The organism is Acidithiobacillus concretivorus, assembly GCF_018853445.1.
GTDB classification, from domain to species: domain Bacteria; phylum Pseudomonadota; class Gammaproteobacteria; order Acidithiobacillales; family Acidithiobacillaceae; genus Acidithiobacillus; species Acidithiobacillus concretivorus.
This window is the reverse complement of record NZ_JABELD010000038.1, coordinates 1-15,731: the sequence shown is the minus strand read 5'-3', so window position 1 is coordinate 15,731 and position 15,731 is coordinate 1. Positions and strand designations below refer to the sequence as shown.

14 protein-coding genes are annotated in these 15,731 nt (G+C 53.4%); 10 read left to right on the top strand and 4 right to left on the bottom strand.

Annotated features, from left to right (window positions below):
* Positions 1-5: 5 nt before the first annotated feature.
* Both lptG and lptF read right to left on the bottom strand, forming a co-directional pair.
* Positions 6-1,079, bottom strand: a complete 1,074-nt coding sequence (lptG, locus tag HJG40_RS05845) for an LPS export ABC transporter permease LptG (protein WP_215863320.1) — start codon at positions 1,077-1,079, stop codon at positions 6-8.
* The gene (lptF, locus tag HJG40_RS05840) at positions 1,066-2,199 is read right to left on the bottom strand and encodes an LPS export ABC transporter permease LptF (protein WP_215863319.1); all 1,134 of its coding nucleotides are present in this window, start codon (positions 2,197-2,199) and stop codon (positions 1,066-1,068) included. The genes lptG and lptF overlap by 14 nt, the downstream gene beginning before the upstream one ends.
* 151 nt (positions 2,200-2,350) lie before the next feature.
* Between lptF and HJG40_RS05835 the strand changes: the two genes are divergently transcribed.
* The 6 genes from HJG40_RS05835 to nadC are packed head-to-tail and all read left to right on the top strand — an operon-like array spanning position 2,351 to position 10,321.
* Positions 2,351-3,808, top strand: a complete 1,458-nt coding sequence (locus HJG40_RS05835) for a leucyl aminopeptidase (protein ID WP_226857243.1) — start codon at positions 2,351-2,353, stop codon at positions 3,806-3,808.
* A 9-nt stretch (positions 3,809-3,817) separates the two neighbouring features.
* On the top strand, positions 3,818-4,243 hold the full coding sequence (locus HJG40_RS05830; protein ID WP_215863317.1) for a DNA polymerase III subunit chi: 426 nt from the start codon (positions 3,818-3,820) through the stop codon (positions 4,241-4,243).
* A 14-nt stretch (positions 4,244-4,257) separates the two neighbouring features.
* On the top strand, positions 4,258-5,295 hold the full coding sequence (locus HJG40_RS05825) for a hypothetical protein (protein WP_215863316.1): 1,038 nt from the start codon (positions 4,258-4,260) through the stop codon (positions 5,293-5,295).
* Positions 5,296-5,304: 9 nt separating this feature from the next.
* The gene (locus tag HJG40_RS05820; RefSeq protein WP_215863315.1) at positions 5,305-8,127 is read left to right on the top strand and encodes a valine--tRNA ligase; all 2,823 of its coding nucleotides are present in this window, start codon (positions 5,305-5,307) and stop codon (positions 8,125-8,127) included.
* Between the two features lie 2 nt (positions 8,128-8,129).
* Complete coding sequence (nhaA, locus tag HJG40_RS05815) at positions 8,130-9,497, top strand: Na+/H+ antiporter NhaA (RefSeq protein ID WP_215863314.1); 1,368 nt, start codon at positions 8,130-8,132, stop codon at positions 9,495-9,497.
* Positions 9,494-10,321 carry a carboxylating nicotinate-nucleotide diphosphorylase gene (nadC, locus tag HJG40_RS05810; protein ID WP_215863313.1) on the top strand — a complete coding sequence of 276 codons (828 nt, stop codon included), beginning with the start codon at positions 9,494-9,496 and terminating at the stop codon, positions 10,319-10,321. The genes nhaA and nadC overlap by 4 nt, the downstream gene beginning before the upstream one ends.
* 2 nt (positions 10,322-10,323) lie before the next feature.
* Here the strand turns inward: nadC and HJG40_RS05805 are convergent, their stop codons facing one another.
* A complete protein-coding gene (locus HJG40_RS05805; protein WP_215863312.1) occupies positions 10,324-11,559 on the bottom strand; it encodes a hypothetical protein in 1,236 nt (411 codons plus the stop codon).
* Between the two features lie 138 nt (positions 11,560-11,697).
* Between HJG40_RS05805 and HJG40_RS05800 the strand changes: the two genes are divergently transcribed.
* The 4 genes from HJG40_RS05800 (at position 11,698) to HJG40_RS05785 (ending at position 15,169) form a co-directional block, all read left to right on the top strand.
* Positions 11,698-12,306, top strand: coding sequence for a TetR/AcrR family transcriptional regulator (locus HJG40_RS05800; RefSeq protein WP_215863311.1), 609 nt, complete (start codon positions 11,698-11,700; stop codon positions 12,304-12,306).
* 54 nt (positions 12,307-12,360) lie between these two features.
* On the top strand, positions 12,361-13,089 hold the full coding sequence (locus tag HJG40_RS05795; RefSeq protein WP_215863310.1) for a dienelactone hydrolase family protein: 729 nt from the start codon (positions 12,361-12,363) through the stop codon (positions 13,087-13,089).
* Positions 13,086-14,159, top strand: a complete 1,074-nt coding sequence (locus HJG40_RS05790; RefSeq protein ID WP_215863309.1) for an NADH:flavin oxidoreductase/NADH oxidase — start codon at positions 13,086-13,088, stop codon at positions 14,157-14,159. The genes HJG40_RS05795 and HJG40_RS05790 overlap by 4 nt, the downstream gene beginning before the upstream one ends.
* An 89-nt stretch (positions 14,160-14,248) precedes the next feature.
* Positions 14,249-15,169, top strand: a complete 921-nt coding sequence (locus tag HJG40_RS05785) for a DMT family transporter (protein WP_215863308.1) — start codon at positions 14,249-14,251, stop codon at positions 15,167-15,169.
* Positions 15,170-15,186: 17 nt separating this feature from the next.
* Here the strand turns inward: HJG40_RS05785 and HJG40_RS05780 are convergent.
* Positions 15,187-15,731, bottom strand: a 545-nt coding sequence (locus HJG40_RS05780; RefSeq protein WP_215863307.1) for a nucleotidyltransferase, incomplete at its 5' end; no start/stop codon positions are given.

Sequence of the window (15,731 nt, the reverse complement as noted above, 5' to 3'; positions counted from 1 at the left end):
TTCTTTTAAACAATACGATGCAAGAAACCAGCAATTATAGCAAACAAAACAATGGGTAAAATGGTAGCCATCGATGGGCTAATCCCTCCAGACACACTGATATAACCAGACATTTCCGTCAAAAAGTGAAAGCCCAACCCGAGCACCAGTCCGGCCATAACCCTGGCGGCAAGCCCTCCACCACGGGGATTGCGGGTGACAAATGGGACCGCCAACAAAATCATGATCAGGCCTACCCACGGATAACTCAAGCGTCGCCAGAACGCCAAGGCAAAACGATTCATGTTTAATGCCCCGGTCTGCAAATTCTGGTAATTGCGCCAGAGCGTGGGCAGGGTCATGGTGCGCGTCGGATGGGCAAAGCTGCTGAGGGTAGAAGGCGGCATTTTGATGTTCCAGGGTAAGCTTTGTTCATGCTGCATCTGTAACTGTTGCGGCGAAATCGTAGCCAGCTCAATATCCTGCAATACCCAATGACCCGCCTCAAAATGAGCAGACGCTGCGCGGGTCATGGTCTTCAGTCCCACCATCCCGGTACTTAGTGAAACTATGCGCACATTCTGCAGTGCCTTGCCTGAATCACCCACTGCACCAATCTGAATGAGTTGATCATCACGCCGCAACCAGAGCCCCTCATTTCCCATATTGTGAAAACCGGCGCTTGGCTCACTGGCATTGGCCCACATGGCTTCAGATGCCGGAGCAGTCACGGGAATCACCCATTCCCCCAGTACGAACATCAACACCGTTCCCAGCAAGCCAACCAGCAACAAGGGCTGCTCCAGACGCCATAGGGACCAGCCGGACATGCGCAGGGCAATCACTTCAGAGTGGCCACTGAGAATACTCATCCAGACCAAGGTACCGAGCAGCAAGGCCAGAGGAATAACATCATAGGCAACTTCGGGCAGTTGCAAAGCCGCGTACTGCATGAGTCGCGTCATATTCCAGACGCCGTGCCCCGGTCCCGAAGCTTTGGCAATCAACTGGGCAATAAACACCAGCGCCAACAACAGCAGCAAAACAATGCCACTATAGGCCAACATGCCACGAAACAGCAGCCGATCAGCGCGTTTCATGCGCACTCTGCTTGAATAATAGAGGCAGCAAACTCAAATCCCGACTCCGGCGTAGAAAAGTATAAAAAGCGAGCAAGGCGATGCCCAGCACTACCCAAAGAAATCCTGGAAAAAGCGGCATCTTACCAGCCATCATGTGCTCTTTTACATAGATCAGAATGTTATTTACCGCCAGCAGAAAGAGAACGCCAAGCAACATCCCTGCGGCTCTTCCGCCACCGCGTGGCTCACTGTAAGCCAGTGGAATAGCCAACAATGCCAGAAGCGGCAAAGCAATAGGCCATATTAGACGCCATTGCAGCTCCGTCACCGCATAACGCCTGTCCAGACCAGAAAAATGATCCACCAACTGGGACAAGGAAGCATTACTCCAACTGATTCCGCCAGCCTGGTTGGTAGCATTGGTAGCGGAATTGCCAATCATCACCCGGTAACGCGCAAATGACAGCACCTTGAAACCATTTTGTCCGGGTTGACCGAGATAGCGCTGTCCATCAATAAGCACCAGACTGAGTGCGCCATCAGCACCCGGTTTGATTTCCCCATAGGCTGCAGTTGCCATATCTGATTGTGCACCTTGGGCGATGGAGAGAAAAATTTCATGATAACGGTGTGTATTTTTTCCGATGGCAGAACCCACATAAATGACCCGCCCCCCCGATAAGGAGGTGAAACTGCCGGGCTGCAGCATCGCTTCTGCGGCGACATTGGCCAGCCTTTCGGACTCTGACTGGAGCATGCGTTGGGCCGCAGGAGCCCAGGACAAAGCCAGGCCCAGCTCCAGGCAAAAAACGACTCCAGCCACCACGGCCACTGCAGGCAATAATCCTGTCAAACCGGTGCCTGTGCTGCGAATCGCCACCATTTCATTGGAACGATACAAATTATTGAACACCAGATACACCGCGAAAAAAAACGCAAGGGGCAAAACCGTCACCAACAGTGTTGGTACGGCCAGCCCCAACAATTGCAGGACAACAGGTAACGGCAATTGCCCCGATGCCACCTGCTTCAGCAGCTGGGTCAATTGGCCAATCGCCAGAATGGCCAGAATGACCAGACAGGTCAGCAGAAAGGTGACGGAAATATTTCGGATGATTTGTAGATGGATACGGGTCATGGATGATTCTCTTGTAATCCATCACTTGATTCACGGCACCATTGGGGCTTACTTTGTACGCTTTCGTTCATATTGAATTCCTCAGTCACAGATTATCAGGAGATTTACCGTGGAGATAGCCATTCATGCCCACAAGCCCAGTACCGACAAAATGGATTGTATTGTCGTTGGTGTTTATGAACACGGTATCCTGAGCCCTGCAGCCACGTTGGTCGATATAGCCAGTAATGGCGCCCTGCAGGAATTTATAGAGATGGGAGACTTCGGTGGTCAGTGCGGGGAAACCCAAATTCTCTACCAGCTGCCCGGATTGGCTACCCAGCGCGTGATGGTGCTGGGCTTGGGCGCCCATGGCAAGCTCAAAGACAGCAAATTTCGCAAAGCGGTACAAAGTGCCGGCAAAGCCTTGCAGCAGGCGCAAATCACCCAAGTCAGTTTTTATCTGCTGGAAACACCCGTTGCCCGTCGTTCACCCGCAGCTTTGAGCAAAATTCTGGTGCAAACGGTCATGGATGCTGATTATCAGTTTGACCATCACAAGGAACCATCAGAAAACCCCCGGCGCAGTCTGACCCATCTGCATTTGAATGTGGCTGGTGGCGCGGAAGAAGAAGCCGCTATTAAACAGGCCAGTGCTGAAGCGCTGGCGACCGCGCGGGCAGTCGCCTGGGCGAAAGATTTAGCCAATGAGCCCGGCAACATCTGTACCCCCATCTGGCTGGCCCAACAGGCCGAAGCCATGGCGCAACGGACCGGAATCAAAAGCACCATCCTCGGTCCAGACGCCATGGCAGCACTGGATATGCGCTTATTACTGGGTGTGGCTCAGGGATCCCGTCAGGAACCACGCCTGATTATTCTGGAATACTGGGGGGGGAGCGATGAACAGGCCCCCATTGTTTTTGTCGGCAAGGGCCTGACTTTTGACGCCGGTGGCATTTCTCTAAAGCCGGCTGACAAAATGGATGAAATGAAATATGACATGTGCGGAGGTGCTGCAGCCCTTGCTGCCATACAGGCCGCTGCCGAACTGAAACTACCCTTAAACATCATCACGGTAGTACCCGCGTCCGAAAACCTGCCCGACGGCCTGGCCACCAAACCCGGTGATATTCACAAGAGCATGAAAGGCCTGACGGTAGAGGTCATTAATACGGATGCTGAAGGTCGACTGATTCTTGCTGATGCCCTCACCTACGTTGAGCGCTTCGAACCTGATGTCGTCATTGACATGGCCACCCTGACCGGAGCCTGTGTTATTGCCCTGGGGCACCAAACCGCCGCTGTGTTGGGTAACCACGAAGGGCTGGTTCATGATCTGATCAGCGCTGGCAAGGAAAGCATGGACCGCGCCTGGGAATTACCTCTTTTTGAAGAATACCAGGAACAGCTGAAGAGTTCTTTTGCAGATCTTTCCAACGTCGGTGGCCGTCCTGCCGGAACCATTACAGCCGCCTGTTTTTTGTCGCGCTTCACGGAAAACTACCATTGGGCGCACCTGGATATTGCTGGCGTGGCCTGGAAAAGTGGCGAAAACAAGGGCGCCACCGGGCGTCCCGTCGCCTTGTTGGTCGAATATCTTCTCAACCGATCCCGTCAAACTGCCTAGGGGACCACATTGCCGGCTGCTTCCTTTTATGACCTGCCAGCTACCCTGTTGACACCGCAAGAGCAATTGCGTGCCATCTGCCGGGTCATCAACAAGGTCTGGCAAGTTGTTGGGGAAGCAGATATTCTCTGCGCAGATTTGGAAACAGCCCAGGGCGTGGACGACATGCTCTGGACTTTTCAGGCAGATGCTTTTATTCCTCATGGATTAGGGGCAAGGTATTCTGTACGCATACACTACCAACAACCTTGGCCGGATGCCTGCGTGGTTGCCGTGTTGTGCGCCTTGCAGAATCTCCCTGAGCCACTTCCGGCGTGTGAAAGACTGGTGGATTTTATTCCAGCCGGGAGCAACGCTCGCGACCTGGCAAGAGAGAGATATAAGACATTGAAGAACATCGGATACACTTTGCAGGTACATACCCTGGAAGCCTGACCGGAGATACCACAATGAATAAACAATCTGATCGCAAGGAACCCGTGCTTGAAGAAACATTGGAAGATAACGATGACGCACCCTTGCTGCTTACCAAGGTTGTAAGAGAAGGTTTACCCCCGCAGCTTTGGCGTCATGAAGAATCACCTGCCATGCCGGAACTCAATAGCAAATCCCATAAAACACCAGCATCTCTTGATGCCGGACAGGCCGATAAATTTTCGATGCGATGGGAAGAAGCTGAATCTGACTCTACAGCCGCCGCTGTCACAGAACAAACTGAAATGTACACACAGAGCGAAGCGCGTTGGCAGCCAGCAGAAACAGTCAATCCGCAGCAGGACTTTGAAGACCGCGACCTGGAAGCAGCACTTAAGCGTATGCGCCAAGGACTCAGTAAGTTTACCGCCTCCAGATCCGAGCCTACATTTGGAGAAAAAAGTGATTCTGATTTCGCAGATCAAGCCGTTACTGGTCTGGTCAGCGAACACCTGAAGCCTGCACCAATAAATCCGGAACCCGCTGAAAAACCAATACGATCTGAAGAGGATATTGGTGAATCGCCAGTGTCTGCACCCCTGGAACCTGAGCACATTATCAATGAAACTGCAGAGAGTAATACTGAACCCGCTGAAGAGCCTGTTGACGAAGTAATTGTAGATGCTGCCGGGTCTGAGCCGGAGGCTTCCATTGCAGATGCGGTAATTAATCCATCCGACGAAGAACATCAAGAATTTGTGGAAAAGCATCCAGTGCAGGAACCCGTGCCAGACAAACCCCCTCTTGATCTGGATTTCCTGAAAGATTTTGAGCAGTTACTTTTTCAGGAAATAGAAAGACAGGTCATTAACGAGATGGAAGAACAGATGATTCAGCATCTGCAAAAAGTCTGGAAAGAGCAGGTCAGCCTGACCTTAATGCGCACGCTGGCGCTGGAAGGCATTAAATTGCGCGAGAGTCTGGCCCAGGAAATGCGCACCTCCCTGCCTGAAATTCTTCAGCGCGTACTGCATAATGGCCTCGAACAAATCACCCCTACCGAACCTGACTGATGAAGGCTCATGACTGACCACTTAGACCGCCCCTTCGCCCCCGCCGAAATAGAACAGACCTGTTACCAACGCTGGGAGGAGCTTGGAATATTCCAGCCTCAGCCCGGGCAAACCCCCTACTGCATCATGTTGCCGCCCCCCAATGTCACCGGCACCCTGCATATGGGGCATGCATTTCAGGATACACTCATGGATATTCTCGTCCGGGTTCACCGGATGCGCGGCGAAGAAACACTTTGGCAACCCGGCACTGACCACGCCGGAATTGCCACACAAATGCTGGTCGAACGCCAGATTGTTCAGGAAGGTGGCGACCGCCATCAGATGGGCCGCAGCGCTTTTCTGGACAAAGTCTGGGAATGGCGTCATGCGTCAGGGGGGCATATTACCCGACAGATGCGCCGCCTGGGCGCCTCCTGCGACTGGACGCGAGAACGCTTCACTCTCGATAGCGGTTTGTCACAAGCGGTCACCGAAGTATTTGTGCAACTTCACGATGAAGGCCTCATCTATCGTGGCAAACGTCTGGTCAATTGGGATCCGGTACTGCGCACCGCCGTATCCGATCTGGAAGTACTCAGCGAGGAAGAAGACGGTTTTCTTTGGCACATTCGTTATCCACTGAGCGATGGTAGTGGTTCTCTGGTGGTCGCGACCACCCGTCCGGAAACCCTGCTGGGAGACGCTGCCGTTGCTGTGCATCCCGACGATCCACGTTATGCAGCGCTGATTGGCAAAACTCTGCGTCTGCCAATCATGGGGCGGGAAATTCCGGTCATTGCCGATCATTATGTAGATCCGGAATTTGGCTCGGGATGCGTCAAAATCACCCCGGCCCATGATTTTAATGACTATCAGGTGGGACAGCGTCACCATTTACCCTTGATCAACGTATTTACCCCGGATGCCCGTATTCGTGACAGCCTTGAGGTATTTACCAGCGCAGAATCCGTCCTGGATGAAGACATTCCGAGCGCATTAAGAGGACTGGACCGCTATGCTGCGCGTAAGGAGATACTGGCCCAACTGGAAAGCGAAGGGCTTTTAGTCCAAACAGATGCCCACAAACTGATGGTGCCGCGTGGTGATCGTTCTCAGGCGGCCATTGAACCCTATTTGACGGATCAGTGGTATGTAAAAGTAGCACCACTGGCTGAACCCGCCATCAAGGCCGTAGAAGAAGGTCGCATCCGCTTTGTGCCAGAAAACTGGAATAAAACCTATTTTGACTGGATGAACCGGATTGAAGACTGGTGTATTTCCCGACAGCTCTGGTGGGGACATCAGATTCCGGCCTGGTATGGTCCCGACGGACACATATTTGTTGCACGCCACGAAGAGGAAGCGCAAAGCCAGGCCAGCCGCCATTACGGCATGCCCGTGGTCCTCGAACGGGACCCCGATGTACTCGACACCTGGTTCAGCTCTGCACTCTGGCCGTTTACGACCTTGGGCTGGCCGGAAAAAACCCCTGATCTTGCACGTTTTTATCCCGGTAGCGTGCTGGTTACTGGATTCGACATCATTTTCTTCTGGGTCGCACGCATGATCATGATGGGTTTGCGCTTCATGGATGAAGTGCCCTTTCAGGAAGTGTATATCCATGGCCTGGTCCGCGATGCCGAAGGCCAGAAAATGAGCAAATCCAAGGGTAACGTGCTGGATCCTATTGATTTGATCGACGGCATCAGCCTGGAAGATCTGGTTGCCAAACGAACCAGGGGACTCATGCAGCCGCAAATGGCTGCCAAAATCGAAAAGTCCACGCGCAAGGAATTTGCCGAAGGTATTCCCGCTTTCGGAACGGACGCCCTACGCTTTACCTTTACCGCTCTGGCCACCCAGGGTCGGGACATCAAATTTGACTTGAAGCGCGTGGAGGGTAACCGGAATTTCTGCAACAAACTCTGGAATGCCTCCCGTTTTGCCATGATGCAGGTTCCCGAAATCGGCTTGCTGCACGGCGAGACAGAACTGATGGCCCCAGAACGCTGGATTATCGGACGTCTGCAGCACTGTGAAGCAGCGGTAAACACCGCCATTGATCAGTATCGCTTTGCCGATGCCGCCCACGCTCTGTATCAATTTTTCTGGAATGATTACTGCGACTGGTACATTGAACTGTGCAAACCGGTTCTGCGTGAGGACAGTCCGTTTACAGCGATACAGCAATGCGGTACCCGCAATACCCTGTTGCGGGTACTGGAGGCCGGTTTGCGTCTGCTGCATCCGGTGATGCCGTTCATCAGTGAAGAACTTTGGCAGCGCATAGCGCCCATGCTCGACAAAGGCGGTAGCAGTATTGCCATAGCACCCTACCCCATTGCCGATCTGCAACGCGTCGATCTTGAGGCCGATGCTGATACGGAATGGCTCATCAATGCCATTCGCGCCGTGCGCTCTGTTCGTGGTGAAATGGACATTCCGCCCAGCAAATTATTGCCTGTTTTGCTGCAAGGCGGTGATGCCCGGGATCGTACTCGCGCAGAGCACTACCAACCCTGGCTGTTTGCCCTGGCCCGTTTAAGTAGCCTGGAATGGCTGACAGACAGCGAAGAAGCCCCTCCGGCCGCCCTGCAACTGCTGGGAGACCTGAAAGTCCTGGTCCCTCTGGCTGGCGTCATAGATGTGGGTGCAGAGCGGGCGCGTTTGCACAAAGAACAACAACGCCTGGAATCCGATCGGGGTAAGACCCTCGGTAAACTAGGCCAGGAAAGTTTTCGTAGCCGTGCTCCCGCCGAAGTCGTCGCCAAGGAAGAAGAGCGTTTGCGGGAAATTGAAGCGGCCCTGCAGCAAGTGGAGGAACAGGCAGCACGACTGGAGTTGCTCTGAACATGGCGGATTCTGAATCTCGCCAACCGCGTTACTATCCCCTCGAACTGCTATTTGGCAAGGTTTTTTCGCCTTTCGAGCAGTTTTTGCGACGCGCGACGGCAGGGGGAATTATTCTCATTGTCGCGACGCTGCTGACCCTGTTTCTCAGCAATTCCCCATGGCATCAGTCTTATCACCTGTTTTGGGAAAATCATTTCGGCATCCATTGGGGTCATTGGATGCTCGACCAGAGTCTGCACCACTGGATTAATGACGGACTGATGGTCGTGTTCTTTTTTGTGGTCGGCCTGGAATTAAAACGTGAATTTCTGGTAGGAGAATTATCTTCCCTACGGGACGCAGCTCTGCCCATTATTGCTGCAGGGGGCGGGATGCTGGTTCCCGCACTGATATATCACCAAATCAATCCCAGCGGGCCCGCCGCCGAAGGCTGGGGAATTCCCATGGCGACAGACATTGCCTTTGCCATTGGCATTCTGGTTTTACTGGCCTGGCGGATTCCGCGTAACCTGATTGTTTTTCTGACCGCCCTGGCTATTGCCGATGATCTTGGCGCGGTACTGGTCATTGCGATTTTTTACACGCCATCACTGAATGTTTCGGCATTGATCATCGCCGGCTTGATACTGCTGGGCTTGATTCTGCTCAATCAAAGTGGCGTTCGCAAAATCCTGCCTTACCTGATTCTGGGGCTACCTTTCTGGTATTTTGTGATGCTCTCAGGCATTCATGCCACGGTCGCCGGCATTCTGCTCGCCTTCACCATCCCGGCACGGGGTCGAGTTCGTCCAGATCAACTGGCGGACACACTCAGCGCCCGTAGTGAAAACCTGCGGGATACCATCATTCACAGCAAACGCCTTGATCCGCTGGTCAACGGCAAGCTTGCGGGCATCATTCAAAGCATTGCACACAGCAGTGCCGAGGCCATCGCCCCACAACAACATCTGGAACATCGCCTCCAGCCCTGGGTAACTTTTGCCGTGATTCCCATTTTTGCGCTGGCCAATGCCGGCATCAATTTCGCCCACGTCAGCAGTGAAATGCTGCTCAGCCGGGTTACGTTAGGTATTTTTCTGGGACTGGTGCTCGGGAAATTTGTCGGCATTTCCCTGGCAAGCTGGCTGGCCATCAAAATCAAAATGGCTCGTATGCCCAATGGCGTCCGTTGGTCTCATCTTCTGGGTGCCGCCTGGCTGGCGGGAGTCGGTTTTACCATGTCTTTATTTATCAGTGACCTGGCCTTTAAAGATGCATTCATGATAGAGGAAGCCAAGCTCGGTATTTTATTGGCTTCACTGACTGCCGCCTGCATAGGACTGGTCTGGTTATTTTGGGTGGGCAGCAAAACCAAGGAGTTAGAATGATTCCTGAAGACCTCATAGAGGTTGTTAAACAAGCGCTTCGCGAAGATATAGGGAGCGGTGATCTGACCGCTGCTCTCATTCCCGAAGGGCAGATACTCCAGGCCCGCATTATCAGTCGTGAGCCAGGAATTCTCTGTGGACAACCCTACGCCACGGCCACGTTTGCCGCACTTTCCGACCAGCTGAAGCTACACTGGGAGGTTGCAGAAGGAAGCGCTATTGCTGCCGATCAGGTGCTGTGCCGCCTCGAAGGCCCGGCCCGAGCACTCCTCAGTGCCGAGCGTTGCGCCCTGAACTTTCTTCAGACCCTGTCGGGCACAGCAACGACTGTGCATCATTTTGTAGAATTGCTGAAGGGCAGCAGGACTCGCCTGCTGGATACCCGCAAAACCATACCCGGCTTACGCCAGGCGCAAAAATATGCGGTGCGGGTAGGTGGGGGGCACAACCATCGACTGGGACTGTTTGATGGAATTCTCATCAAGGAAAATCACATTGCTGCCTGTGGCAGTATTACGGCGGCGCTGAGTGCTGCCAAGGCACTTGCCCCGGCCCTGACCCGCACCGAAATTGAGGTGGAAAATCTGGAACAACTCGAAGAAGCATTGGCGGCAGGGGTGGATATGATCCTGCTCGATAATTTCGGGTTAGAATCCCTGCGCCAGGCCGTGCAGAGAGTGGCCGGAAAAATCCCCCTGGAAGCTTCGGGGAATATGGGCCTCCACAACATAGCCGCTGTCGCCGCTACCGGCGTCGATTTTATCTCCGTCGGTAGTCTTACTCGTAATTTACACAGCCTGGATTTATCTCTGCGCTATTTTTGAACTCAGGCGCGGGCTTCTGCATCCAGACTGCGCAGGGTCTCATCGGCGCCCGCAGCAGCGGTCAGGTCAGCGACATTTTCCTTGGTGAAAAACCCCTGGAAACCACCAAAACGCTGCACATATTCAATAATCAGGGAAGAGTGCTCGGAAGCGCTGGAAAAAATCTGTTTTAATCCTTCCTGCTCCGAACCGATGACCTGCAATAAAAATTTCTGCCCGCAATTTCGTAGGGCGTCCACCACATAATCAATGTTGATCTGATCATGGGTATGCCCATCCTGCACGCCCACGGCAATGTGATGCAGGCGGGGACCAAAATTACGTACAAAGGCCTCGGTGGGTGAAGGCTGACCAATCAAATGATTGCAAAAATAAGGATGATTGGCAGCGGTAAACACCTTGGCAGGACTATTCAACACGTTTTCATAATGCACGCTTTTGGTAACATTGGTAGAAGAGTTCTGATCAGGAATATCGTAAGAACCCCAGTAGTAATAACTGGATAGGGTCAGATATTCGAGAATGGCCAATTCCCGGTTCTGGCTGTATACCCGGGTTGCCAGATGATCGATGGGCAGCAGTAATTGCTCCAGACCCAGTTGTTCTCGTAACACTTTGGCTTGTTCAAAAGCCACCTGCATATCATCACGAATGGAAGACACACCCAGTGAATAAACGCGGATGTCATCATCAGGCCGTTCCCAATAACCGACAATATTGTGGGTATAGGGAGAAGGTTTGACGATAGCCATGTTGCCCGGCAACTCCAGATGCCGCACCTGCTCCTGATTAAAAAAACGGACTTCGCGGTTTTTTTGGACTTCCCGAACTTCATGCAGGTTTTTGACCTGAAAGACTTCTCCCATGTAACGCGAGTTGGGACGCTTGGCCCCCACCGGATATACTTCGTTCAGACTGCGGAAAATGCCATGCAGATTGGGATCTTTCACTTCACGAACCAACACATCGGGCGCATTCATATCAATGCGGAGAATGTGGGTGGAATGCTGATCGGTTTCGAGAGTGACCAGGTAGTTGTAAGGCGTCATCAAACACAACTCATGCACATAAGCAGCAGAATGCCCCGGCTCTACCGTAATCATCAACGCATCGATGCGGCCAATATTTTCCGTAAGCCCCTGGCGATCGCGATCTTCCAACAGGCGCCCTAACCATTCTTCAAAAAAAGCCGAATTCTGCTTGTCACCCTGCCGCTTGAAGTCTATTGATGCTTTCATCCACCACCCCGAATCATCGTCACACAGGCTATTAGTCTAACGCGCTTCAAGCTATTTGCCCAAACCGGATGCAGGTCCTGATACAGCAATATTTGACAATATACCGTTTGGTCGGTATCTTCCAACCCCATGATGACTATGATGCAACGCAAAACCCGCAATCCGGAACAGACCCGCAACGATCTTCTGGATGCTGCTTACAACGAGATTCTGGAATCCGGCTTTCAGGCCGCGAGTCTGGAACGTATTCTCGCCAATACTTCCGTGAGCAAGGGCGCGCTTTATCATCATTTTGGTACCAAGCGCGATCTCGGGCTTGCAGTCATTAATGAAGTGATCGGGCCGCAACTCGAAGAACGCTGGTTTACCATGCTCGCCCAGCACGATAATCCCATCAGCGGCCTGTACAATCTCATTGCAGAAAAAATTTCCCACGCCGATGAATCCGTTATTCGCTATGGTTGCCCGCTCAATAACCTGATTCAGGAAATGAGTCCTCTGGATGAATCATTTCGCCAGGGTCTGCAAAAAATTATTGAGCGTTGGACAGAAGTGATCGCGCGGGCACTGAAGGAAGGTCAATCCGCAGGGCAGGTCCGCCCGGACACAAATCCCGAGGATATCGCTCTTTATATTGTTGCTTCCATTGAAGGCTGTGTCGGACTGGGCAAAAACGCCCAATCTATCGACGCCTACCAACGTTGCCTCCGGCAACTGCAAGTATATATTCAGTCTTTAGCGGTCTGATCGCGTAACAATCCCCCCTTCCCTTTCTTCATACCCGAATAAGGAGGTAGAGTGATGTCTGAAATTCATTCCGAATGGCTACAACTGGAAAATGGTCCCCGCGCTTGGTACGCCCGCCCCGGCAGCAATGGGCCGCATCCTGGCGTCGTCATATTTATTGAAGCTTTTGGCGTAAACAGCCATTTTCAGGAAGTAGCCGAACGATTTGCCAAGGCGGGATACTGTGCCATTGTTCCCGATTTGTACCATGGCAAAGTGTATGAATACGCGGATTTTGACAATGCCATTGGGCATCTTAAAACCCTGAAAGACGATCTGGCCATGCAGGAAGCGGGGTTGGCCATTGCCGAACTGCAAAAACGCCCCGAAGTCATGAAGCACGCCATCGGCGCTGTCGGCTTTTGTATGGGTGGCCGTTTTGCGTTTATGGCCAATGCCGTGCATGCCGATAAACTCAGTGCGGCCGTTGCCTTTTATGGCGGTGGCATTGCTCCGGACAAAGACCCGGCCGGACGCCAACCCCTCCTGCATCTGGTTGAACAGATGCGCGCCCCGCTACTGCTGCTTTATGGAGCTGATGATCACTCCATAACCCCGGAAGAACATGGACGTATTGCCGCAGCCCTCAGCACCGCCAAAAAGCGTTACACCCTGACGCTGTTTCCTGGTGCACCCCACGGTTTTTTTGCTGACCCGCGTGACAGCTATCGCCCCGAAGCTGCCGCCGAAGGCTGGCGTCTCACCCTGGATCATTTCAGTCAGCATCTGGGAGGACAGGCATGAGCCACAAACTGTTTACGCCCTGGACCATGCGTAGCATCACGCTGCGCAACCGCATTGTCGTCGCACCCATGTGTCAGTACTCTACCCCGGATGGCGTAGCCAGTGATTGGCATATGGTCCATCTTGGCAGCCGTGCGGTGGGTGGGGCCGGACTGGTCATGGCCGAAGCCAGCGCGGTAAGTCCCGAGGGTCGTATTTCTCCGCGCGATCTGGGTATCTGGAATGACTCCCAAGCCGAAGCTCTGGCACCCATCGTCCGCTTCATAAAAAACCAGGGAGCCGTGACTGCCATACAAATTGCCCATGCCGGACGCAAGGCCTCTACTCAGGCTCCTTTTGCCGGCGGCGCACCCATCGCGCCTGATGCGGAACAGGGTTGGCAACCTTATGGCCCCAGCCCGCTGCCTTTCAGTCCGGCACACACGATACCCGAGGCAATGACTGCTGAGGATATCGAAAAAGTCCGCAAGGACTTTGTGGCTGCTGCGCAAAGAGCGCTACATGCCGGGTTTGAAGTCCTCGAACTGCACATGGCCCATGGCTACCTTCTGCACAGCTTTCTTTCGTCCATCAGTAATCATCGTGATGATGCCTATGGTGGCAGCCTCGAAAACCGGATGCGCCTGCCTCTGGAAATCACCCATGCCGTGCGCGCGGTCTGGCCCGACCATCTGCCCCTGTGGGTCCGAATTTCGGCCACAGATTGGGTACCCGGGGGCTGGGATCTGGAACAATCCGTCGCTCTGGCCAAGCAGTTGCAGGCAAGCGGTGTGGACGTTATTGATTGTAGCAGCGGCGGGATGACCCCTGATGCGGTCATTCCGGCTGGCCCTGGATTTCAGACGCCCTTCGCGCAAAAAATAAGCGAACAAACCGGATTACCCACTGTTGCCGTCGGACTGATTACCGAAGCCATGCAGGCTGAACATATTCTGGTTACAGAACAGGCTGATGGCGTCGCCCTTGCCCGGGAATTACTTCGCAATCCGTACTGGCCCCTGCACGCCGCCCGTGAACTGGGAGTAGACTTGCCCTGGCCAGAACAATACGATCGGGCCAAATTACGCTAAAACGCCGCTTATCTCTCCAAAAAGAGAGATGAAGTGAATTGCCGGGATGGGTTGCTATCCCGGTTTTTACATTCTGGAGCCACAGACTGATGCCTTCCCCCCAAAAAACGGTGACACTATGGCCTTTGGCTGCACTGGCCCTGTTGTCCATGATCTGGGGATATAACTGGGTCGTCATGAAAGTCGCCATAAGCGACTGCCCGCCCCTGCTTTTTGCCACTCTGCGCGTTTGGCTAAGTGTCATCGTCCTGATTCCTTTAATCATCTGGCTGAAAAGACCACTGCGGATGCCCTCAGCCCGCTATATCATTCCCTTTGGCCTGTTGCAAACTACCGGTTTTATTGGGCTTGCCCTCTGGGCGCTGGAATATGGCGGTGCCGGAAAAACGGCCATTCTTGTCTACATGATGCCGCTATGGCTGATTGTGTTTGCCTGGCCTCTGCTCGGCGAGAAACTGCACGGATTACAATGGCCGGCCGTGCTGTTGGCCCTGTTGGGTCTGATTGCCATTCTAAAGCCCTGGAGCTTCAACGGCGAATGGGCTGGCAGCGTGATTGCGCTGATTTCGGGCATTTTGTGGGCCAGTTCCGCCCTCTGGCAAAAGCGCTATGCGCCCCCCAACATGGATTTATTCAACAGCACCTTGTGGCAAACCATTTTCGGCGGACTTGGGCTGATTGTCATGACCTTGTTTATTGACCCGCTGACGGTTCACTGGACACCCGTATTTATCGGGGCCCTGCTTTATAATGCGATTCCTGGCACTGCCCTAGCCTATTTTTTATGGGCCTACGCCTTGCAGAAACTGCCCTCGGGAATCGCGGGCATGGGCACTCTGGCAGCGCCGCTGATTGGCGTTGTTGCCGCCTGGCTGCAATTGGGTGAAACCCCGGGAGGCTGGGAAGGTGTGGGAATGGTCTGCATTTTTGTCGCACTGGCTTTAGTCAGCTGGCAACACCTGCGCCCCCGTGAACAGGAAAACGCTATTGTGCCAACGGGTCAGGAATAAATGGAAAATTTTGGGCTTTAAAGTCCATTTTGCGGCTGCTCTTCCTCCAACATTTTGCGCAATTGCTGACCAGTCGCACGCCTGACCGGTTTTCCATCTACAGGCGAAGCGGGGCTACGTCGATCTTCATCCAGTGCAAAAATGATCAGACGAATCTCCGAGTCTGCGTAGTCAATTTTCAGGCAGGGATAATCTTGCGCCGGGGCATCGCCAAAATGTAGGCGCTGCCAGCTTTCTTCATAAGGTGTTTTCTGGTCCATCAAAAAGAAAATGACCGTCTCAGGGGCATCCGCAAATAAATGCAGGGTAATTGCCGCATGGCGTGTAGCCGTACCATTCAACACTGGGCCGGTCAGACGCGGCTGAAACACCTCCAGCCACTGCATGGCTTTCAGCGCCCGATCCCGCAGTTCGCGTATATCCGCCGCATGGGCAGGCCCATGAAAAAGCTGCAGGCGGGCATGTAATTCCGACTCTATCTCACTATTATTCGGCCAGTGGTGCTGGGCATCGCCCCCGGCACCCAAACGCCGCGCTGCTTTTTCCTTGGCCACCCGAAAAT